The sequence below is a fragment of the Novosphingobium rhizosphaerae genome, assembly GCF_050920675.1.
Taxonomy (GTDB): domain Bacteria; phylum Pseudomonadota; class Alphaproteobacteria; order Sphingomonadales; family Sphingomonadaceae; genus Novosphingobium; species Novosphingobium rhizosphaerae.
The window spans coordinates 1,701,806-1,724,161 of record NZ_CP137861.1 but is presented as its reverse complement, the minus strand read 5'-3'; the positions used below and the strand labels follow the sequence as shown (position 1 = coordinate 1,724,161).

At 67.7% G+C, this 22,356-nt stretch carries 14 protein-coding genes; 5 read left to right on the top strand and 9 right to left on the bottom strand.

Annotated elements, in window-relative coordinates:
• Positions 1–32: 32 nt before the first annotated feature.
• A complete protein-coding gene (locus R9J51_RS07915; protein ID WP_179506342.1) occupies positions 33–776 on the bottom strand; it encodes a copper homeostasis protein CutC in 744 nt (247 codons plus the stop codon).
• A 392-nt stretch (positions 777–1,168) separates the two neighbouring features.
• Between R9J51_RS07915 and R9J51_RS07910 the strand changes: the two genes are divergently transcribed.
• The 5 genes from R9J51_RS07910 (at position 1,169) to R9J51_RS07890 (ending at position 12,161) form a co-directional block, all read left to right on the top strand.
• A complete protein-coding gene (locus R9J51_RS07910) occupies positions 1,169–3,907 on the top strand; it encodes a TonB-dependent receptor (protein ID WP_210425437.1) in 2,739 nt (912 codons plus the stop codon).
• 130 nt (positions 3,908–4,037) lie between these two features.
• Positions 4,038–6,383, top strand: a complete 2,346-nt coding sequence (locus R9J51_RS07905; protein ID WP_179506341.1) for a GH92 family glycosyl hydrolase — start codon at positions 4,038–4,040, stop codon at positions 6,381–6,383.
• The gene (locus R9J51_RS07900) at positions 6,380–8,644 is read left to right on the top strand and encodes a hypothetical protein (RefSeq protein ID WP_179506340.1); all 2,265 of its coding nucleotides are present in this window, start codon (positions 6,380–6,382) and stop codon (positions 8,642–8,644) included. The genes R9J51_RS07905 and R9J51_RS07900 overlap by 4 nt, the downstream gene beginning before the upstream one ends.
• A 36-nt stretch (positions 8,645–8,680) precedes the next feature.
• A complete protein-coding gene (locus R9J51_RS07895) occupies positions 8,681–11,137 on the top strand; it encodes a hypothetical protein (RefSeq protein WP_432787932.1) in 2,457 nt (818 codons plus the stop codon).
• A gap of 10 nt (positions 11,138–11,147) precedes the next feature.
• Complete coding sequence (locus R9J51_RS07890) at positions 11,148–12,161, top strand: sensor domain-containing diguanylate cyclase (protein WP_179506339.1); 1,014 nt, start codon at positions 11,148–11,150, stop codon at positions 12,159–12,161.
• A gap of 16 nt (positions 12,162–12,177) precedes the next feature.
• Here R9J51_RS07890 and mmsB read toward each other — a convergent pair whose 3' ends face one another.
• The 8 genes from mmsB to R9J51_RS07850 all read right to left on the bottom strand — a co-directional run bounded on the left by mmsB (position 12,178) and on the right by R9J51_RS07850 (position 22,341).
• A complete protein-coding gene (gene mmsB / locus R9J51_RS07885; RefSeq protein WP_432787931.1) occupies positions 12,178–13,098 on the bottom strand; it encodes a 3-hydroxyisobutyrate dehydrogenase in 921 nt (306 codons plus the stop codon).
• The gene (locus tag R9J51_RS07880) at positions 13,083–13,865 is read right to left on the bottom strand and encodes an enoyl-CoA hydratase-related protein (protein ID WP_179506337.1); all 783 of its coding nucleotides are present in this window, start codon (positions 13,863–13,865) and stop codon (positions 13,083–13,085) included. The genes mmsB and R9J51_RS07880 overlap by 16 nt, the downstream gene beginning before the upstream one ends.
• On the bottom strand, positions 13,862–14,929 hold the full coding sequence (locus tag R9J51_RS07875; protein WP_179506336.1) for an enoyl-CoA hydratase/isomerase family protein: 1,068 nt from the start codon (positions 14,927–14,929) through the stop codon (positions 13,862–13,864). The genes R9J51_RS07880 and R9J51_RS07875 overlap by 4 nt, the downstream gene beginning before the upstream one ends.
• A complete protein-coding gene (locus R9J51_RS07870) occupies positions 14,926–16,068 on the bottom strand; it encodes an acyl-CoA dehydrogenase family protein (protein ID WP_169473505.1) in 1,143 nt (380 codons plus the stop codon). Before R9J51_RS07870 ends, R9J51_RS07875 begins: the two co-directional genes overlap by 4 nt.
• Positions 16,069–16,234: 166 nt before the next feature.
• On the bottom strand, positions 16,235–17,527 hold the full coding sequence (locus R9J51_RS07865; protein WP_168554038.1) for a sugar MFS transporter: 1,293 nt from the start codon (positions 17,525–17,527) through the stop codon (positions 16,235–16,237).
• A 24-nt stretch (positions 17,528–17,551) separates the two neighbouring features.
• Positions 17,552–19,972, bottom strand: a complete 2,421-nt coding sequence (locus R9J51_RS07860) for a glycoside hydrolase family 3 protein (RefSeq protein ID WP_179506335.1) — start codon at positions 19,970–19,972, stop codon at positions 17,552–17,554.
• 97 nt (positions 19,973–20,069) lie between these two features.
• A complete protein-coding gene (locus R9J51_RS07855) occupies positions 20,070–21,284 on the bottom strand; it encodes an MFS transporter (RefSeq protein WP_432787930.1) in 1,215 nt (404 codons plus the stop codon).
• Positions 21,277–22,341 carry a LacI family DNA-binding transcriptional regulator gene (locus R9J51_RS07850; protein ID WP_179506334.1) on the bottom strand — a complete coding sequence of 355 codons (1,065 nt, stop codon included), beginning with the start codon at positions 22,339–22,341 and terminating at the stop codon, positions 21,277–21,279. Before R9J51_RS07850 ends, R9J51_RS07855 begins: the two co-directional genes overlap by 8 nt.
• Positions 22,342–22,356: the final 15 nt, after the last annotated feature.

The following is a 22,356-nucleotide window of genomic DNA, read 5'->3' as shown; positions in this document are numbered from 1 at the left end:
CGGTTTCAAAACGATGCCTTTATAATACCACTTCAATCTGTTGCAGCACGAAACGCCTTCACGCGGGCAGGATCGGTCCGCCGCGCGGGCTGGTCGGCGGCAAAGCCCAGCGCGACGAGGCGGGCAAGGTCTGCATCCGGGCCCGGCCGCGATACCGCCACGCGGCACGAAGCGTGGAATTCCGTTACTCCCACAGCGCGCAACGCGGCCACGACGGCCGGATCCAGCCCGCCGCCAGCCATGATCGCAATGCGGCCGCGCGCGGCCTGTACCAGGGCGGCAAAGCGATCGACGGCGTCGCCCGCGCGGACAGCGCCGGCGGACGTGAGAATGCGATCGAACCCCAGTTCCACCGCCGCTTCCAGCCCGGCCAAGGGATCGTCCAGCAGGTCGAACACGCGATGCAGGGTAAGCGAAAGGGGAAAGCCACGGGCGGCACCGAGTTCGTGCGCATGTGCCACCCAGCCCGACAATGCCGCGCAATCAAGGCCTTCAGGCCCACCACCACCGATCACCGCACCGGCCAGCCCGGCCTGGGCAAAGCTGGTCAGATCGGCCCGCACCAGCGCGCGGTCTTGCGCGTCATAGCGGAAATCGCCGGGACGCGGCCGAGCCAGGGCATGGACGGGCAAAGGCTGGCGTGCCGCCAGGGCCACCAGCGAGGCGGGCGGCGTCAATCCACCCAGATCGAGCGCGGCACACAGTTCCACCCGCGCCGCACCGCCCGCCAGCGCCGCAGCCAGCCCCGCTGCATCTTCTACACAGACTTCCAGCATCGTGCCTCCCTGCCGCCATATCGGTTGCGCCATGCCTGCCGGCACCGCGAATCACACCTTGCCTGATGTGGCTTTGTTTTGGTCATGACCACGGCAAACCGAAAAAATTTTCGCGGCGCGGCCGATATGCCGCACCACCCATCGCACAGATTGCGCAGAACCCCTTAATTTTCCCACATTTTTTCAGGGTATTTCGGAACGCCGTGCCGCGCCGCCGATCGTGAAGTTTTGGTGGACATGCGGTTTCATTTAAGTGACATATTGCACGGCGGTTGGACTTAGATTGGTTACAAACCAAAATGAGGTGAACAGCCGCAGCAAGGTGAGCAAACACCGTTTCAGGGTTCAACAGCATCGTACCCGGACGACCGGGTGGGATTGGGGGTTCTAAGATGTCATTCTTCCGCGCAGCACTGCTTGCCACCACCGCAGCGTCGATCGTTTCGTCGCCGGCCATGGCACAGGACACCCAGGCCGCCGCACCGGCCAGCGCCGACGCCGCTTCCACCAGTGCAGACGCGACGCCCGCCGATGCCATCACCGTGACCGGCATCCGTGCCTCGCTCAAGAACGCGATCGACGTCAAGCGCAGCGCGATTGCCGTCATGGACGTGATCACCGCCGAAGGCGTGGGCAAGTTCCCCGATCGCAACGTGGCTGAATCGCTTTCGCACATTCCCGGCGTGGCGGTGGACCACCAGTTCGGCATCGGCGAGCGCGTGTCGATCCAGGGCACCGATCCGGCGCTCAACCGCATTTTCATCGACGGGCACTCGATCGCCTCGGCCGACTGGGGCGGTAGCCCGGGCGACGTGACCGGCCGCACGTTCAACTATTCGCTGCTCGCGCCCGAAGTGATCTCGCGCGTCGAAGTCTACAAGTCGCCCGAACCGTGGATCGACGAAGGCGCGCTGGGTGGCACGGTGATCGTGCGCACGCGCAAGCCGCTGGACATGAAGGCGAACTCGCTGACCGGCTCGATCGGCGTCAACTACAACGACCGCTCCAAGATCGCCAATCCGCGCGGCTCGCTGATGTACAGCTGGAAGAACAAGGACGAGACGTTCGGCATCCTTGTTGCCGGCACTTATGACAAGGACTCGCTGGCCCGCGCCGGGATCGAATACTTCGGCTATTCCACCGGCAAGGACTTCCTGCAGAAGGATGCCGACGGCAACCTGCTGACCGACGCCAGCGGCAACTATATCCCCAAGAATTCGGCGCTCCAGGTCAATGGCGGCAGCCTTTCCGACCTGGCCAACTCGCGCTATCCCGCCGGGATCAACCACGCCTACTTCAAGCAGACGCGCCAGCGCATCGGCGGCCAGTTCGCGATCCAGTATGCCCCCAGCAGCGATTTCGAGCTGATCGCCACGGGCATGCACATCCAGGGCACCTACAACAACTTCTCGCAGTCGGAATTCATCTATCCGAACTACAACCCCAGCAACATCTCGTCGGTCACGCTGTCCAACGGCCTGATTTCCAAGGCGACAATGGCCGATGGCACCAGCACGCAGGCCGAGCTGGACATGAACTATCGCAAGACCAAGGTGACCAACGACAGCTATAACCTGGCGGGCACCTGGCGCCTGAGCGACAGCTTCACGCTGTCGGGCAACGGCGGCTGGAGCAAGGCAACCGGCGGCACCAACCCCGAATACCTGATGTCGCTCTATTCCAACGGCGGCTACACGTTCGACTACACCGGCTCGTCCACCAGCGTGAACTACAATACCGCGCCGACGAACACGAGCAGCTGGGGCCGCTTCTCCACCTCCACCCAGACCCTGCCCGATGGCAGCACGATCACCGGCTACCAGATCGGCGGCATCGCCACCTCGCGCCAGAAGGACGAGGAATTCTATGGCCAGCTCGACGGCAAGTGGGACGTGAGCGACGCGTTCTTCAAGGACGTGCGCATGGGCATCAAGGCCTCCAGCCACGAAAACGCGCTGACCGTCACGGGCTCGAAGGTGTTCTACACCGACCAGGTCTCGCTCAGCGATTTCACCACCCACCTGACGCCCTCGGGCCTGTTCAGCGGCCTCAATGACAACGGCAACTCCAACCAGTTCGCCACGCTGACCGAGCAGGGCGTGATCGACGCGCTGAACGCCGGCATCTATGTCGACACCGGCATCGACAAGAGCTCCACCTACAAGGTGCGCGAAAAGGTCGCCAACGCCTATGTCCAGCTCGACTTCGGCACGGGCCCGATCCACGGTTCGGGCGGCTATCGCATGGTCTATACCAGCGACCGCTCGAACTATTACGCCACCACCGACGGCGGCAACACCTATACCCCCACGGTGTCGAACAAGGACTACCTCAAGTTCCTGCCCAGCCTGAACCTGTCGTGGGACATCAGCGACACCTTCAAGCTGCGCGGCGCCGTGGCCCAGGTGATCGCCCGTCCGCGCTATGCCCAGCTGGCCGGCGCATTCAGCCGCAGCGACACGAACCTGACGGCGAGCACTGGTAACCCGGATCTCGATCCCTATCAGTCGACCAACTATGAACTGTCGGCCGAATGGTATTTCCGCCCCGGTTCGCTGCTGTCGGTGGAATACTTCCGCCGCGAGATCAGCTCGTACATCGTGACCAAGACCGTGTCGGAAATGCTCACCCCGCTGGGCAGCACCACGGCGCAGGAATACCAGGTGACCAAGCCGGTCAACGCCAGCAACGCCAAGGTCAACGGCGTGTCGGTCGGCTTCCAGACGCCGATCTGGGGTGGCTTTGGCATTCTCACCAACTACACCTTCGCCGATGCCAAGAGCGGCGTGGATGCCGATGGCAACGTGGTCAACCTGCCCTACCTTTCGAAGCACACGGTCAACGTGATCCCCTACTTCGAAAAGGACGGGTTCCAGGCGCGTGTCAGCTGGAACTGGCGCAGCGACTACTTCACCGGGGTGGGCCGCCTCAACTCGGTGGACAAGACCGCCGGCTATCACCAGCTCGACGCCTCGATCGGGTACAAGATCAACGAGAACCTGACCGTGCAGGCCAATGCCCAGAACCTGCTCGACTCCACCTACTTCTCGTACAGCGGCACCAAGTCGGCGCCGACCGCGTTCTACAAGAACGGCCGCGTGTTCGCCGCCACCTTGCAGTTCGCTTACTGAGCCGTAACCCCAGACCCCGCCGGCGCATGGCATGCTTCCTCCCTTGCCATGCGCCCCCTCGCAATGCCTGCCGGATGCAATGCACCGGCAGGCATTGTCGTGTGATGATCATCCAGCCATGGAATACGCCATGATCCCCCCAGCAAAGCTCCCCGTGGCCCGCCGCAGTCTGCTTCGCGCTTCGTGCCACCTGGCCCTGCTGGCCGGCACCGGCGCCCCCGCGCTGGCCGCGCCGCGCCGGCACGGCGGCGGCCGTACCGCGCCCGGCACGCCCGATCTGTTCATCGGCACGGGCGGCGATGGGCACACCTTCCCCGGCGCCAGCCTGCCGTTCGGCATGGTGCAGGTGAGCCCGGATACCGACACCGCGCGGTGGGACACGTGCTCTGGCTATCACCATGGCGATGCGTCCTTGCTGGGCTTTTCCCACACGCATCTTTCGGGCACCGGCATTGGCGACATGCTCGACGTGCTGGTGGTGCCCGCGCGCGGGGCGCTGCGGCTCGATCCTGGCCCGCTCGACAAGCCGGAACAGGGCTATCGCCTGCGCTATGCCCGCGAAGACGCGCGGCCCGGCTATTACCGCGTCGCGCTGGAAAACGGGGTGACCAGCGAACTCACCGCCACCTTGCGCACCGGCATCCAGCGTCACGCCTATCCCGCTGGCGAAGGGCACCTGCTGATCGACCTGTCGCACCTGGTGCAGGACAGTTCGGACTTTCCCCCGCTGATCGATGCCGCCGCGCTGGAATGGCTGGACGATGGCACGCTGGTGGGCACGCGCCGCGTGTGGCGCTGGGCCAAGGGGCGGCAGATCTATTTCGCCATGCAATTCTCGCGCGCGCCCGCGCGCATCGATTTCTTTGCCGACGACAACGCCCCCTGCCCGCCCGGCACGCGCGCCATTACCGGCAAGCGCCTGAAAGCCGTGGCCTGGTTTCCCGACGCGGGCAGCACCCCGATCGTGGTGCGGACCGGCATTTCCGCCGTGGACGTGGCCGGCGCCCGCGCCAACCTGGCCGCCGAAGCCGCGCACTTCGATTTCGATGCCTATGCCAAGGCGGCCCAAGCGGCCTGGGACGGCGAACTGGCACGCATCACCGTGAAGGGCGGCACCCCGGCCCAACAGACCATCATGGCGACCGCGCAATACCATGCCGCGCTCGGCCCCACGCTGCTGAGCGATGTGGATGGGCGCACCATCGGCCTCGACCGCCAGGTCCACACCCTGGCCCAGGGCGAAGCGGCCTATAGCGCCTATTCGCTGTGGGACACCTATCGCGCGTTCCATCCCTTGCAGACGCTGATCCGCCCCGCCCACGCCGCCACGATGATGGCCGACCTGATCCGCCAGACCCAGCAGAGCCCCTATGGCCCGCCGGTCTGGCCGCTGCAGGGGGTGGAAACCGGCTGCATGATCGGCTGGCATGCGGTGCCCGTGCTGGCCGAAGGCATGGCCAAGGGCATCCCCGCCGATTACGCCGCCGCCTGGCCCGGCATCCGCCGCCGCGCGCTGGATTTCACCACGCCCACGCAGGACAATTCGCTGGGCATCCCGCTCTATGACCAGTTGGGCTATGTGCCGGCAGACCTGCTGTTTGAAAGCGTCAGCCGCACGCTGGAATACAGCTATGACGATTATGCCGCCGCCAAAATCGCGCGCGCGGCCGGCGCGGTGCAGGATGCCGCGCACCTGGAAAAGCGCAGCGGCAACTGGCGCAATGTGTTTGACGCCAGCGTGGGCTTTGCCCGCCCGCGCCTGTCCGATGGCAGCTGGACCAGCCCCTACGATCCGGTGCAGCTGGGCCACTCGTCCAAATGGCGCGACTATACCGAAAGCAACGGCTGGCAGGCGACGTTCCTCAACCAGCACGACGTGCCTGGCCTGATGGCGGCGATGGGCGGCGAGGCCGGGTTCGAGGCCAAGCTCGACGCGCTGTTTGCCGCGCCTTCCACCCTGCCCAAGGGCGCGCCGCCGGACATTTCGGGCATGCTCGGGCAATATGCTCATGGCAACGAGCCTTCGCACCACGTTGCCTATCTCTATGCCTGGTGCGGCGCGCACTGGAAGACGCAGGCGATGGTGCGCCGCCTGCTCACCACGATGTATACCGACAAGCCCGACGGGATCATCGGCAACGACGATTGCGGGCAGATGAGCGCATGGTTCATCCTTTCGGCGCTGGGCTTCTATCCGGTGGATCCGGTCAGCGCGGTCTATGTGCTGGGCAGCCCGCTGTTCGACGAAGCACGCGTTTCCGTTGGCGCGGGCAAGGAACTGGTGATCGAGGCGCGCGGCCAGGGGCCGGACAAGCCCTATTACGGCACAGTGGAATGGAACGGCCAGCCGCTTGACCGATCCTGGCTGCGCCATGCCGAACTGATCGCGGGCGGCACCCTTGTGTTCCACATGCAGGCAGAGCCGGACAAGCGCTTTGCCAGCACGCCGGCAGGCAGGCCGCAAGCCGCCTCGTGAGCGCCGCGCTCACTCTGCTGGCGCTGGCGGCGGCGCCCAGTCTCGCCGGCGCCTGCGTGGTGGCAGACGGGCCGGCGCGGGCGGGGGCAGACCTGCTCGCCCGGCGGCTGCACGAGCGCGGGATCGATCCCGCGCCCGGTTGCCCGGTCACGCTGCGGTTCGAAACCATGCCCGCGCTGGGCGAAGGCTTTGCGATAGGCCGCCACGGGCGCACGATCATGGTGCAGGTGGGCCAGGCCCGCAGCGCCGCCTATGCCGCCGGGTGGATCCTGGGCCACATGCAGGGAACGCAGCTGGCGCTCTCCGGCCCGGTGCACAGCGCCCCGGCCATGGCTGTGCGCGGCGACCAGATCGGCATCCGCGCCAAGAACAACAGCTTCGATGCGTGGACCCCGGCGATGCTGGCGCGCCAGGTGGAAGACCTGGCGCTGATGGGCGCCAACCGCGTGCAACTGGTTGCCCCCGTTTCCGACGATGCCGCCGCCAGCCCGCTAGCCCCGGTGCCCGCGCGCGACGCAATCCTGGCCACGGCACGGGCGGCCCACACCCTGGGCCTGCAGGTGGCGCTCTATTACCCGCTGTTGCGCGATTACGCCAAGCCTGCGGACGTGGCCGCCGAACAGGCCGATTTCGCCGCGCTGATCGCAGATTTTCCCGCGCTCGATGCGGTCTATTTCCCCGGCGGCGATCCCGGCCACACCGCGCCCGCGCCGCTGTTCGCGCTGCTGGGGCAGCTCGCCACGCCGCTCCATGCGCGGTTCCGGCAGGCTGAAATGCTGGTATCCTCGCAAGGCTTCGATGCCGAGGGCTTCGCTGCCTTCGTGGCGCAAGTCCGCGCCCGCCCGCCCTGGCTTTCGGCGGTGTTCGTCGGCCCGCAAACGCGCGCTTCCATCGCGCAGCACCGCGCCCTGTTTGCCGGGGTCGTGCCCCTGGAGCTCTATCCCGACACCGCCCACGCCATGCACGCGCAACTGCCGTTGCAACGCTGGCACCCGGCCTTTGCGCTGACGCAAGGGCGCGAGCCGGTGAACCCGCGCCCGCGCGCCATGGCCGCCGCCTTTGCCGACCAGGCGCCCGGCACGCGCGGCTTCGTCGCCTATTCCGAAGGGGTGAACGACGATTGGAACCTGGCGCAATGGCTGGCCCTGGCGTGGAACCCGCGCGCCCTGCCCCGCGCCATCGCCCTTGCCCACGCGCGCCGCTTCATCGGCGACGATCGCTTTGCCGCCCTGCCCCTGGCGCTGGAGCAGGGCTGGCGCGGCGATCCGGCGCGCAATCGCGCAATCGGCCGGACTCTGGCCGTCACCACCGCGCTGCGCCCCGCGCGCTGGGCCGATTGGCGGATCGACCTCTACCGCTATCGCGCGGTCTACGATGCCCTGGTGGCGCGCCGCTGGGCCGCGGCCCAAGCGGCTGATGCACTGGCGCGCGCGGCGCTGGCCCAAGCCCCACGCACAGGCAGCACGCGGGCGGTTGCCGCAGCCCGCCGCGCCTTTGCCCGGCCCGAAGCGCCCGCCACCCTGGCGCTGTACCGCCGACTGGAAGCGCTGGCCGCGCAGCTGTGGGACAAGGCGCGGATGCAGCTCAGCGTCCCGCGCTATGGCGCGTCCAACTGGGAACGCGGCGCCAATCTCGACCGCGCCATGGCCGACCTGACCGACCGCGTGGCGCTCGCCCCGCGCATGGCCGCGGCGCTGGCCCCGCCCACCGAGCCAGCGCGAGCGGCGGCGCTGGCCGCACTGGCAGACCGCGCCGACCGGCGCCACGGCGCGCTCTATGACGATCTGGGCATGCCCGGCGCGCAGCCCCACCTGCTGCGCGGCGCAGGCGAACGGGCCGATCCGCAAGGCCGGGCCAGCAGCATCATCGGCGTGGCCGATCACCTGCCCGCCGATGGCTGGCCGCTCGCCACGCTGACCTATGCCGAAACGCTTTACGAAAATCCGCTGCGCCTCTCCTATCGCCTGCCGCGCGGGGGCGCCTGGTGCCTGCGCTTTACCTGGGCGGGAGAGGATTACTGGCGATCGATGGCGGTCCGGGCCAACGGGCAGGAAATTCTGCCGCCGCAAAACCGTGCCGCCAACCCGGCCTATATCGAAGTGCCCATTCCCGCAGGCCTGACCGGCCGGGGCCGGCTTTCGCTGGCATTCGTGGCGCGGGCCGGGGCGGGCGGCGGCGGGCGCGGGCAGCAGGTGGCCGAAACCTGGCTCTTGCGCAAAACACGCGCCTTGCGCTGTGACGGGCAGTGGACCGGACCATAAAGCCTTGACCTTCCCCGATAGCGGACACAATCGCAGATGATGCTTGCCAGATTCCTTGCCTCCCGTTGCCGTGCCGCTGGCCTCACGCGTTTTCAACCGACCGCTTCGGCACTGGCTTTGGCCGGGCTGGCTGCCGCATGCCCGTCGGGCGGTGCCCAGGCGGCCGATTCCCGGTTCGAGCTGATCGGGCCGGATATGAAAGTCATCGTCACCCGCAACGGCCAGGACCTGCCGCTGGGCAGCGTGCCCAGCCTGGCCGAGGGCGACTCCCTCACGATTTCGGCCGCGCTGCCGGGCGACCAGGGCGCGCACCTGATGGTGGTTTCGGCGTTTCTGCGCGGGGCCACCAATCCGCCACCGCGCGAATGGATCGGCGTTGCGCGGACCTGGAAAGACAAGGCCACCGAGCATTCGCTGAACCTGACAGTGCCCAAGGGCGCGCGGCAGATGGTGGTGCTGATCGTGCCCGAAACCAATGGCGCGCAAGGCACGCTGGTGGATGCGGTGCGTGGCAAGCCGGGCGAATTCGTGCGCGCCAGCCAGGATCTCAACCAGGCCTCGCTCGACCATGCGCGCCTCATGGCGTTCGTCGGCGCGGTCAATGGCGACAATGCCACCCATCCCGAAGACCTCAAGCGCATGGCGCCCACGCTGGCGCGCAGCCTGTCGATCAAGCTCAACGAGGATTGCCTGTCGAAAGTGGTGGACCAGCAGGCCTCGTGCCTGGTGGACGACCGCGACACCCTGGTGCTCAGCGACATCCACACCAATTCGCTGACCGACACGCTGACCGGCGCGCCCACCACGCTGGCGCTTTCGCTCAGCACCACCACGCAGGGCGGCGCGGGCGTCTACAGCCCCTATATCGGCGTGGTGCGCGATCTGGCCAAGGTGTTCGGCGCGTTCAGCAATCCGCAGTTCAACTATCTACCCACCCTGTCGGAACTGCACGGGCCGACCGCCTCGCTCAAGCTCAATACCGCGCCTTCGTTCAACAAGCCCAAGTCGGTCATGGTCATGGCGATGCCGGCAATCGGCGCAGACAGCCCGCCGCAACTGCGCAATCCCACCAAGGGGCCGATCTGCGCGCGCGACAACAACCTGGTGCTGCCGGTGGAAGGGGCCCCGCTGGTCTTTGCCACCGGCTATGCCCACGACATGGCGGTGAAAGTGACCGCGCCCGATGGCTCCACGCGCGAATTTCCACTGCGCTCGCGCGCCGACCTGGGCGGTTATGCCGTGGTGGCCGACGCCCTGCCGCCAGGCGCGACGCTGGGCATGCACATGCACGGCCGCTGGGGATTCGATCCGTTCGATGGGCCCGACTATGTGGTGCAACGCCCCGATGGCGGCCCTTGGAAGACCGCGACCGGGGCAAGCGGCCCGCTGGTGGCCGGGCGCGACAATGACGTAACACTGGAAGGCGCGGCCCCTGGCTGCGTCGAAGATGTCAGCCTGCGCGTGGGCAACAGTGCAGTGGCGCGCAGCGTTACGTTCCGCGCCGTCGATGCCACGCACCTGGTCGTCACCGTGCCGCTGGCAGAGGGCGAGACCGGCGAATTGCACCTTGATGTGCGCCAGCAGGGCATGGGCACGCCGGCCAGCGTCGCCTTGCGCGCGCGGGCAGAAACCAGCCGGATCGACGCGGTCGATATCCGCGCCGGCGACAGCGAGGCGATGATCACCGGGCAGCGGCTGGAACAAGTGGTCGCGCTGAGCCTGGGCGACGTGGAATTCCGGCCCGATGGCTTGACCCGCGACGGACGGATCGACCGCCTGCACCTGAGCACGGCCAACGGCGCGCGCACGGGCGACGCCGGCACGGCCGCCAAGGCGCAGATCAAGCTGGACGATGGCCGCGTGCAGGCCGTTTCGATCAAGATCGGCCCGGCCCGGCCGCGCATCGACCTGATCGGCCGCACGGTCAATGCCGCGCCGGTGCCGGCGGGCACCCGTTCATTGCGCTTTGCCGCCGACGACCTGCTGCCCGAAGACGCCGAACTGGTCTTTTCCGTGCGCGCCGGGGCCAACACCACGCTGGCCAACGACGACGCGATCGAGGTGGCCCCGGCCAGCAGCCAGACCGGCCTGCGCCTGACCACGGCCAAGGGCCTCATGGCCAGCGATCCCACCGTGTTCGTCGCCACGATGCGCGCGGCCGATCTGCCCCCGGCCAGCTTTGGTCCGTTGCGCTTTCGCCTGGTCAAGGGCGATGGCCAGTTGGGCAGTTGGCAACCGCTGGCCACGCTCGCCCGCCTGCCCCGCATCACGGGCCTTGCCTGCGACAGCGGCGGATCGCTGCCCTGCACGCTGACCGGGCGCAACTTGTTCCTGCTCGACGCAGTGGGTGCCGATGGCGATTTCGCCCGCGCGGTGACCGTGCAGCCCGGCTTTACCGGATCGAGCCTTAAAGTGCCGCGCCCGGCCGACGGCGCGCTGCACCTGCGCCTGCGCGATGCGCCCCAGGCGCGGGTCACCCTGCCGATGAATTGAGGCCTGCGCGATGAACAGCCTTTTCAGCCGCCTTTCCGAAACCGTTGCGGGTGCCGCCACCACCGAGGAACTGACTCGGCCGTTGCTGGACCTGCTGCACAAGGTGACGGGGCTGGAAAGCACCTATCTCACGCGGGTGGACGAGGTGGCGGGCGTGCAGACCGTCCTCTATGCCAGCAATGCCAAGGCGATGAAAATTCCCGAAAACCTGTCGGTGCCCTGGGAAGATACGCTGTGCAAGCGCGCGCTGGACCAGGGGCACCTGGTCTGCACCGATGCCGCCGCCTGCTGGCCCGAAAGCGAGGCGGCGCGCGCCTTGGGCATCTGCACGTATGTCACCACCCCGTTGCGGCAAGAGGATGGCACGCTGATCGGCACGCTGTGCGCCGCCAGCAGCACGCCCACGCCCGTGACCGAGGAAGGGCGGCAGATCCTGGCCTTGTTCGGCGCGCTGATCCTGCGCCAGATCCAGCGCGAAGACCTGCTTGTGCAACTGCACGCCGCCAATCGCCAACTGGAGAGGCAATCCCACACCGATCCCCTCACCGGGCTGCCCAACCGCCGCGCCATTCTCAAGGAAATGGATGGCCTGTTTGCCATGGCGGCGCGGGTTGGGCGCGGGGTGCTGGTGGCGTTCATCGATCTCGACGGGTTCAAGCTGATCAACGACAGCTATGGCCACGATGCCGGGGACCGCTTCCTGATCGCGATCGGCGAGCGGTTGAAAGCCGGGCTGCGCAGCACCGATCATGTCGGCCGGCTGGGCGGCGATGAATTCGTGGTGATCGGCCTGGGCGCGCCGCTCGACAGCGACGCCACGGGCGCGATCCAAGCCTGGCGGGGGCGCTTGGCGCCGCTGCTATGCGGGCGGTTCGACCTGGCGGGCAGCGTCCTCGACTATCCCGGTGCCAGCCTGGGGATGATCAGCGTGGACCCGCGCGCCGCCGCGCCCGACGATGCATTGCGCCTGGCCGATGCCGAAATGTATCGCGAAAAGCAGCGCCGCCGCGCGCTGGCGGGTTGAGGCGGCGCGGCGTGCGCTAGAGCGTCTTGATGATGGCTGAAAAATCCTTGTCGGCGTGGCCATCGGCTGCAAAGGCGGCATAGAGCTTTTCCGCCAAATGCCCCATCGGCACGGGCGCGCCGGCGTCCAGCGCGGCGCCCATGGCCAGGCGCAAATCCTTGAGCATCAGGGCCGTGGCAAAGCCGCCCTGGTAATCGTTGTCTGCCGGGGTTTGCGGCCCCACGCCGGGGACCGGGCAATAGCTGGTCATCGACCACGATTGGCCCGAGGCCTTGGACGCGATGTCGTAATAGGTCTGCAGGTCCAGCCCGAGCCGCTCGGCCAGGCGGAAGCTTTCGCAGGTGGCCACCATCGTGGCGCCGAGCAGCATGTTGTTGCAGATCTTGGCCGCCTGGCCGGTGCCGGCGCCGCCGGCATGGATCACCGCCTTGCCCATCGCCGTCAGGATCGGCTGCGCGGCGGCAAAGGCGTCGTCGCTGCCGCCGACCATGAACGTGAGCGTGCCGCCGCGCGCGGCGGCAATGCCGCCCGAAACCGGCGCATCGACGATGGGATGGGCAGCAGCACCCGCCACATCGGCCAGGTGCCGTGCAGTGGCGACATCGATGGTCGAGCAATCGATCAGCAAGGCGCCGGCCGGAGCCTTGCCGATGACCTCGTTCTCGATCACCTGGCCCACGATGGCGCCGTTGGGCAGCATGGTAACCACCACTTCGGCCCCGGCGACCGCCTCGGCCACCGTGGTGCAGGCCGTGCAACCAGCCTCCTGCGCGGCAGCCAGGGCCGCTTCGGAAAGATCGAAGGCGCGGACCACGTGCCCCGCCCTGGCCAGGTTGGCGGCCATGCCGCCGCCCATGTTGCCCAGGCCAATGAATGCAATTGCCGCCATGGCAGCCTCTCCCGTTATGTCTTTTTTGTGGTTTAGCGCCCCTGCCACACGCCGGGACGCTTCTCGACGAAGGCCTTCATGCCTTCGGCCTTGTCCTGCGTGGCGGTGAGCACCTGGAACATGCGGCGTTCGGCCAGCAGGCCCTGGTCCAGCGTGGTTTCGAACGCGAGGTTGACCATTTCCTTGTTCATCAGCGCGGCCAGCGGCGGCATGGCGGCAATGGTCTGTGCCGCTTTGAGCGCTTCGGCCAGCAGATCGCCATGGGGCACCACGCGGCTGACCAGCCCGCCGCGCTCCGCCTCGGCCGCGTCCATCATCCGGCCGGTCAGGCACATGTCCATCGCCTTCGCCTTGCCCACGGCGCGGGCGAGGCGCTGCGAACCGCCCATGCCCGGCGCAACGCCCAGCTTGATTTCGGGCTGGCCGAACTTGGCATTCTCGCTGGCGATGATGAAATCGGCCATCATCGCCAATTCGCAACCGCCGCCCAGGGCAAAGCCGTTGACTGCCGCAATCCACGGCTTGCGCGTGGCCTTGACCAGCTTGCTGGTCCAGCCTTCGAAAAAGTCTTCGGCAAAGAATTGCGCGGCGGGCTTGTCCGCCATTTCCTTGATGTCGGCGCCGGCGGCAAAGGCCTTGTCGCCGCTGCCGGTCAGCACCGCGCAGCGCTGCGCCGGATCGGCCTCGAACGCGGCAAAGGCGGCGATCAGGTCGGCCAGGACCTGGCTGCTCAGCGCGTTGAGCGCCTGGGGCCGGTTGAGCGTGATCAGCGTGACGGGCCCCTGGGTTTCGACCAGGATCGTTTCATAGCTCATAGCGGTGTCCATTCCTCTTGCTGCGGCAGGGGCGCAAAGATCGCATCGAGCGCGGGCGCCGCCACGCCTTCGGGGCTGGCCGGGTTCCAGCGCGGGGCATTGTCCTTGTCAACGATCACCGCGCGCACGCCTTCGGCAAAATCGGGCCGCATGATCATGCGCCCACCCACGCGGTATTCCATCGCCATGTTGGCGGCAAAATCGGGCAGCGCCAGGCTTTGCGCCAGTTGCCGCAGCGAAACCGCGCAGGAAAAGGGCGATCGCGTGGCGAGCGTGGCCAGGGTTTCCTGGGCGAACGGCGCTGGATCGCGCGCCAAGGACGCCAGGATTTCGGGCAGGCTGTTGGCCAGGAAATGGCGTGCGATGGCAGTGGCCTGCGCGGCGATGGGCGCCGGGCCAGGCGTGCCGGCCAGCGCATCGAGCGCTTCACCCACACTTTCCCCGGCGGCAATGCGCGCCTTGGCCTGGGCCAGCGCCGGTTCTTCCAGATAGTGGGTGGCAAGGCCGGCCCACAGGCATTCCGCGCCATCGAGCCTTGCGCCGGTCAGCGCCAGATATTGCCCTAGCCGGCCTTTCAGGCGCGAAAGATACCAGCCGCCGCCAACATCGGGAAACAGGCCGATCCCGGTTTCAGGCATGGCGAGGCGGGTCTTGGCCGTGGCCACGCGCCAGCGCGCGGGCTGGGAAATGCCCACGCCCCCGCCCATGGTGATGCCGTCCATGAAGGCCACCACCGGCTTCACATACGTGAACAGCAAGTGGTTGAGGCGATATTCGTGGAAGAAGAATTCGCGCGCGCGGGCGCCGCCGTCTTCCAGGGCGGAGCCGCGCAGCAGGGCGATGTCGCCCCCGGCGCAAAACCCGCGCGAGAGCTTGGGATCACCATCGGGCGCGGGCGCGTGGTCGATGATCACGGCGGTGATCGCCGGATCGTCTTGCCAGGCGAGCAGCGCATCGGTCATCGCCTTGACCATCGGCAAGGTCAGCGCGTGGATCGCGCGCGGGCGGTTGAGGGAGAGAATGCCGGCGCAGCCTTCGCGACGAACGATAACGTCCGGGGTCATTGCAGCAAGTCCCGGCCCACGATCATGCGCATCACTTCGTTGGTGCCTTCCAGGATGCGGTGCACGCGCAAGTCGCGCCAGAACCGCTCGATCGGATAGTCGCGCAGATAGCCATAGCCGCCAAACAGTTGCAGCGCGCGATCGACCACGGAGGACCCGGTATCGGTGGCAAAGCGCTTGGCCATGGCAGAAAAGCGCGTCTTGTCGGGCGCGCCGGCGGTGACTTTGGCGGCCGCCAGATAGAGCAGCGCGCGCGCTGCCTCCAGTTCGGTGGCCATGTCGGCCAGCACGAACTGGGTGTTCTGGAAATCGGCGATGGCGCGGCCGAACTGCCGGCGCTCCTTCACATAGGCGATGGCTTCATCCAGGCAGCGCTGCGCCCCGCCGAGCGAACACGCGCCGATGTTGAGCCGCCCGCCATCCAGGCCAGCCATGGCGATGCGGAACCCCTGGCCCTCTGCCCCCAGCCGATTGGCCACCGGCACCCGCACGTTTTCCAGGATCACTTGCGCGGTGGGCGAGGCGTTCCAGCCCAGCTTGCGTTCCGGCGCGCCGAACGACAGGCCCGGCGTGTCCTTTTCCACCAGGACGCAGGAAATGCCGCGCGGGCTCTCGTCCCCCGTGCGCACCATGATCAGGTAGACATCGTTCACCCCGCCGCCGGAAATGAACTGCTTCGTTCCATTGAGCACATAGTCATCGCCGTCACGCCGCGCGGTGGTGGCGAGGGCGGCGGCGTCCGATCCGGAACCCGGCTCGGTCAGGCAATAGGACCCCAGCTTGTCCATCGCCACAAGGCCGGGCAGGTGCTGGGCCTTGAGCTCTGCCGAACCATAGCTGTCGAGCATCCAGGCGACCATGTTGTGGATCGACAGGAACGCGGCGGTGGTGGGGCAGCCATAGGACATCGCCTCGAACACCAGGGCCGCTTCCAGCCGGCCCAGGCCCACGCCGCCCCCTGCTTCGGAAACATAGATCCCGCCCAGGCCCAGTTCGCCCGTGGCGTGGATCACATCACGCGGGAACGTGTGGTCTTCGTCCCAGCGGGCAGCATGGGGGGTGATGGCGTCGGCGGTGAACCGGCGCGCCATGTCCTGAATGGCAAGCTGGTCTTCGGTCAGGGCAAATGCCTGAGACATCAAGGGCGCTCCTGCTCCCGCATCAAACGCGGTGTTTCTGTTTGGCGGCACCATGGCCCAGCGGGGATATGGGCACAAATGCCTTTTTGGTCGCATCGGTTGTGCAAAAAAGGGGGCACGACCCTATGGTCGTACCCCCTTCCCGTGCATGCAACTGGCAGGTTTGTCAGGCGGCCGGGCGGCGCGCGTACCAACCATAGGATGCAATCACGGCATAGCAGGCAGCCGGAATGGCCAGCGCCAGCGCCAGGCTGTGCGTCACGTCGGCCACGCCGCCGGTCAGCAGCGGCAGGACCGCACCGCCGAAGATCGCCACGTTGATGATGCCCGAACCATCGGCCGCGCGCGATCCCAGCTTTTCGCAGGCGAGGCTGAAGATCGTGGGGAACATGATCGAGTTCATCAGGCCGATGGCGAGCAGGCTATAGCCCGAAACCACGCCGTTGGTGTGGGTAGACAACGCTATCAACACGATCGCGAAAATGGCGTTGAATGCGAGCGCCTTGCCCGGCGAAACCTGGCGCAGCACGGCCGAACCGATGAAGCGGCCGACCATCGCCCCGCCCCAGTAGACGCTGATCAGCTTGCCCGCCGCGGCTTCTTCCAGGCCCATGACATGCGCCTGGCGGAGATAGTTGACGATGAGCGAGCCGATCGACACTTCCGCGCCGACATAGAGGAAGATGCACAGCGCGCCAAAGCCGAAGCGCGGACGCTTGAGCAGGTCGAGCCCGGCAAGACCGCCGCTTTCGGTGTGCTTTTCCACGGGCAGGCGGTTGCGGAACGACCAGACCACGGCCGCCACGATCGCCAGCGCGATGGCCAGGCCGATGTAGCCCTTGACGATCGCGCCGCTTTCCGCGGTGCGATAGGCATCGAGCGCGGGGCCGGTGAGATCGGCCGCCGAAACCTTGGCCAGGCTGCCCAGGATCAGCGCGGCGCCGAACCAGGGAAACAGCGTGGTGCCCAGCGAATTGAACGCCTGGGCAAAGGTCAACCGGCTCGATGCGGTGCGTGCCGGGCCGAGCAGCGAGATCAGCGGGTTGGCCACGACCTGGACCACCACCACGCCACTGGCCAGCACGAACAGCGCCAGCAGGAACACGCCATACGTGGCGCTTTGCGAGGCAGGAATGAACAGCAGGCAGCCGGCCATCATCGTCAGCAGGCCGACCACGGCGCCGCGCATATAGCCGATGCGCTTGACCAGGCGGGCGCCGGGGATGCCGATGACGGCATAAGCGGTGAAGAAGCAGAACTGCACCAGCATCGCCTGGGTGTAGTTCAGCGTGAAAAGCTCCTTGAGCTTGGGAATGATCACGTCGTTGAGTGACGTGATCCCGCCGAAGATGAAGAACAACCCAATGACGAAGACCTGCAGTTGCGGGGCATCGATATGGGCGGCTCCGTCCGGGCCGTCGGGATGGGCGCCCGCAGCAAGATCGGGGGCAAGGGCCATTATGATTTCTCTCCTAACGCTCCCTCACGCCTTTGGCGGGCAGGGAACGACGCTTCCAGTTGCCTCTACGCGCACATTGCTGAGCGTCACGACGAACCCCTGCGGCGCCGTGATCCGAAGCGGCGTGCCGACCTGTTTCAGATCAGCACCGGCATCGGCGAAACAGCGCAACGGAATGCGTGTCTGGGTAACGGCCCCCTGCGGCGCAAGACGCAGGAGCGATGCCACATCCAGGCTGCCCGTGCCAACCGAAACCTTGATCGGCCCGGCCGGCAGGGCATCGATCCGCCATTCCAGCCGAACTTCAAAGCCTTCATCAGCCTGGCGGGTGAGATCGACCGGCGGCCCGTCGATGGCAAGCGCGCCCGGTGCGGCCCAGGTGAAGCGGCGCGCGTCTTCCTGCGCGGCCAGATCGACCGAGCGCGCGGTGACGGCATTGTCCAGCCCCAGGTGCCAGGGCGACGGCGCCACGCCACGGTTGAACCACAGGTTGTCGCTGGCCGCCGCCGAAAGATCGACGCGCGGATCCTCGTTCACCGCGCCCACCGGTGCGGGGTGGGCATAAGTCAGGCCATAGCCTGCCGGGAACAGCGGCGCGGCGATGGGAGAGCGCGCATCGGCGGGCCAGGGGAACGGCAGGGTGCCGGCAAAATCGCGCGCTGGCTGTCCATCGGCCCTGGCCACCAGGACATCGGCCACCCCGGCCCCCTGCGTGCCGGGCAGCCAGGCCGCGACGAAGGCATCAGAGGCGTTAAGCAGTGGCCCTGTAAAAAGCGGGCGGCCCGAAAGGAACAGCGACACCACGGGAATGCCCTGCGCCTTGAGCCGGGCGACCAGTGCCTCTTCGCCATGGCGCGGGCGGAATGCCAGGTTGGCCACGTCGCCCTGGAATTCGGCGTAGGGCGCCTCGCCATAGACGACCACGGCCACATCGGGCCTTTGCGCGAACTGCCCATCGGGCGCGAGGGTGGCCGTGCCGCCCACTTTGGTCAGCGCATCGGCCAGGGCGCGTCCGATAGTCTGGCCGCGCGGGAAATCGGCGGCGGTGGTGTCGGTGCCCTGCCAGGTGATCGTCCAGCCGCCCGCCTGCATCGCCATGGAATCGGCCCCCGGCCCGGCGATCAGGACTTTGGCGCCAGGCTTCAACGGCAGGACGCCGCCGTTGTTCTTCAGCAGGACCAGCGATTTGGCCACCGCTTCGCGCGCCACGGCCAGATGCGCCGGCGCGCCCAGTTCGCCCGCCGCGCCGCGCTGGATCGGCACCGCGCCCATCAGGCCCAGCTTGAACTTCACGCGCAGGATCCGGCGAACAGCATCGTCGATCCGCGCCATGGGGATCGTGCCCCGCTGCGCCTGGGCCAGGGTGCTGTCGAACAGGCCCTTCCAGCTGTCGGGCGCCATCGCCATGTCGAGCCCGGCGTTGAAGCTGGCCGCGCACGACGTGACCGTGCAGCCATCGACCTGGCCATGGCCGTTCCAATCGCCCACCACGAACCCGCCAAAGCCCATGCGGCCCTTGAGCACATCGGTGAGCAGGGTGCGATTGCCGTGATTCTTGACCCCGTTCCAGCTGGAAAAGCTGGCCATGACGGTCAGCGCGCCGGCATCGATCGCGGCGGGATAGCCCTGGGCATGGCGGGCGACGAGTTCGGTTTCGGACACGCGGGCATCGCCCTGGTCCTTGCCATCGTGGGTGCCGCCATCGGCCAGATAGTGCTTGGCCGTCGCCGCGACATGCGCGCTATCCACCGCCTTGCCGGCGCGCAGCGGCCCTTGCAGGCCCGTGACCATTGCCCGGCCATAGGCGGCAACCAGCGCCGGATCGGCGGCATAGCCTTCATAGCTGCGGCCCCAGCGCAAGTCCTGCGGCACGGCGAGCGTCGGGGCAAAGGTCCATTCGATGCCGGTGGCGGCGATCTCGGCCGCCGTCGCCGCGCCGATGCGCTGCACCAGCGCGGCATCGTGCATCGCGCCAAGGCCGACATTGTGCGGAAAGATCGTGGCGCCGGGCAGGTTGCTGTGGCCGTGGACGGCGTCGACGCCGAAGATGATCGGGATCCCTGCCCCCGCCTTGGCCGAAGCGGCGCGATATTCGCCCACCAGGCGCGCCCAGTCCGCCCCCGCGGCGCGCTCGTTGCCATAAGGGCCGCTGTTGCCGCCCGCCAGGATCGAGCCGAGCGGATAGCGTTGCAGATCGGCCGGAGTGACCGCGCTGATATCGCCCTGGATCATCTGGCCGATCTTTTGCGCCAGGGTCATTCGCTTCATCAGCGCAGTGATGCGCGCTTCGGTGGCGGGATCGGTGATCGCGGCCGGGCTATGCGCGGCGGGCCATTGTGCGGGATGGGCGACAGCCTCCTCTACCGGCGCGGCGGCGGCGGGGGTGAAAGGCGCCAGCAGGGCCAGGAAAGCAGGGGCGGCAAGCAGCGCGTGGCGCTTGGTCATGGGTATCATCCTCTCGTTCGCGCGATCTTGTGAACGTTCTCAATTGTGGCTTGTGACATGGCCGGGCGGCCAGATCAACTGCCGTGTCAAATGCGGGTCAGCCGGTTCGGATGGACAGCAGCAGCAGCCCGGCCAGCGCAGCGCAGGCGGCCAGCACCAGGAACAGGGCGCCAAAGCCCATGGTGGGCACCAGCACCACCGCGAGCCAGGGCACGATCAGCGAAGGCACGGTGTTGGTCAGGTTGAACAGGCCGAGATCGCGCCCGCGCCGGTCTGGCCGGGGCAGCACGCGCAGGGTTTGCCCGCTATGCAACGCCAGAAACACCGCCATGGCCAGGGCGAACAGCGCATAGCCGGCCAGCGCCACGCCCTTGCCCGGCGCCAGCGCCATGATCAGCAGGCCGAGCGCGATCAGGCCGGCGAGCGCGCCCAAGGGGCGCCAGGGCCGCGCGCGGCGATCGGCCCAATGGCCCACAAGCAGGGCCAGCGGCACCGAGAGCGCCAGCAGCAGGCCATAGATGCGCGCCATGGTGGCCGCGTGCATCGTGGGATCAAGCGCCAGGAACCAATAGGCGATGAACGCGAACAACGTCGCTTCAGCCAGTTGCACCAGCAGCCGCGCCAGCCACATGCGGCGCACCGGGCGTGGCGGCGGCGGAACCACCGGGGCCAGCGGCACGGGCGCCGCCGTTGCAGCGGGCATGGCGCGTGGGTTCATCAGCAGCAGCGGCAGGATCGATGCGGCCACGATCAGCGCCAGCACCGCGACGCGCGCGGCAAAGCCGCTGCCGGTGCCATGGTGCGGATCGGGCAAAGTGACCAGGGCGCCCACTGCACCCGACCAGGCCGGAGCAAAGGCCAGCAACCCACCCAGCAGGCCCTTGTGCCGATCGGGCACGCAATCGGCGGCCCAGGCCGCCAACGGCCCCAGCACCATGTTGAGCCCGCCCTGCCAGGCGACCAGCACCACGATCAACGCCGGCAGCGTGGTCGCCAGCGGCATGGCCAGCAAGAGCGCGCTCGACAGCATCAGGCCGCCGGCCACCCAGGCGCGGCGGCTGCCGGCGCGATCGCTGGCCCAGCCCCAGGCGATGTTGGCCACACTGGCCGAAACCGCGCCCAGGAAGGTCAGCGTGGCCAACCAGGGCACGGCCGCCGGGCCGGCCAGCTCTGCCACGCGCAGCGGCAACAGCAGGGTGAGCAGCGGGCCGTAGCCCGCCGTGGCACCAGCCCAGGCGAGAGCATAGCACAAGAGGAACGGCCAATCACCATGGCGCGCGGGCACGCCGGCCACGGTAGAGGCTTCAACCACCCGTCGTCGCCTTGGGGCCGGCCACGGATTCGCGCATCACCAGCCCGGCGGGCACCACCACGGGCGCTGTCGGCACGGTGCCGTCGCGCTGCGCCGCAATGATCAGGTCCACCGCGCGGGCCACGGTTTGCGCCACCGGCTGGTCCACCGCCGAAAGCGCCGGCCGGGCAAAGCGCACCACGGGCGTGTTGTCGAAACTGATCAGCGAGAGGTCTTGCGGCACGGCCAGGCCCATGGCGTGGGCCACGTCGAGGCTGGCCAGCGCGGTCTGGTCGTTGCTGGCGATGATCGCGGTGGGCGCGTCGCCTTGGTCCAGCAACTGCCGCGCCGCCTGCGTGCCCGTGGCAAAGCTGAAATCGCTTTGCGCCAAAAGGCCGTGGGTGGGCAGGCCAGCCTCGCCCATGGCGGCACGCCAGCCCTCGACGCGCCACTGGCTGAGGCTGTATTCCGGGTTGCCGGCGATGAAGCCGATGCGGCGGTGGCCCAGGTCGATCAAGGCCTGCGTTGCCTTTCGCGCCGATCCTTCATCGTCCATGATCAGCGGGATGCCCCCGCCCTGCCCCAGCGAGCCGATGCGGGCAAAGGGAATGCCCTGGCGGGTGAGCACGCCCACGATCAGCGGATTGTCGGAATGGGGCGGGGTCAGCACCACGCCATCGGGCTGCAGCGCGGCGATGGCGGCGAGCAGTTCGCGCTCCACATGGTCGTTGTGGGTATCGACCAGTTCGAAGATCATGCGATAGCCGTGTTCGGCGCATTGCAGCATCCCGCCCAGCAGCATCTGGTCCACCCAGTCACTGCCCTGGCGCGCGCGCCAATCGGCAATCGTGCGATCGCGGTCGTTAAGCGCCAGGATGAGGTACGAGCGCGAGCCGCTCATCCGCTGCGCCGCGATCGACGGGACATAGCCGAGCCGGGCAATGGCTTCGCGCACGCGCTCCTGCATTTCGGGGCGCACGTTGGGTTCGTTGTTGATCACCCGGCTGACGGTTTGCAGCGAGACGCCAGCATCGGCGGCCACGTGCTTGATCGTCACGGTCTGACGACGGCGCGCCATCCTGCTGCTATCCTC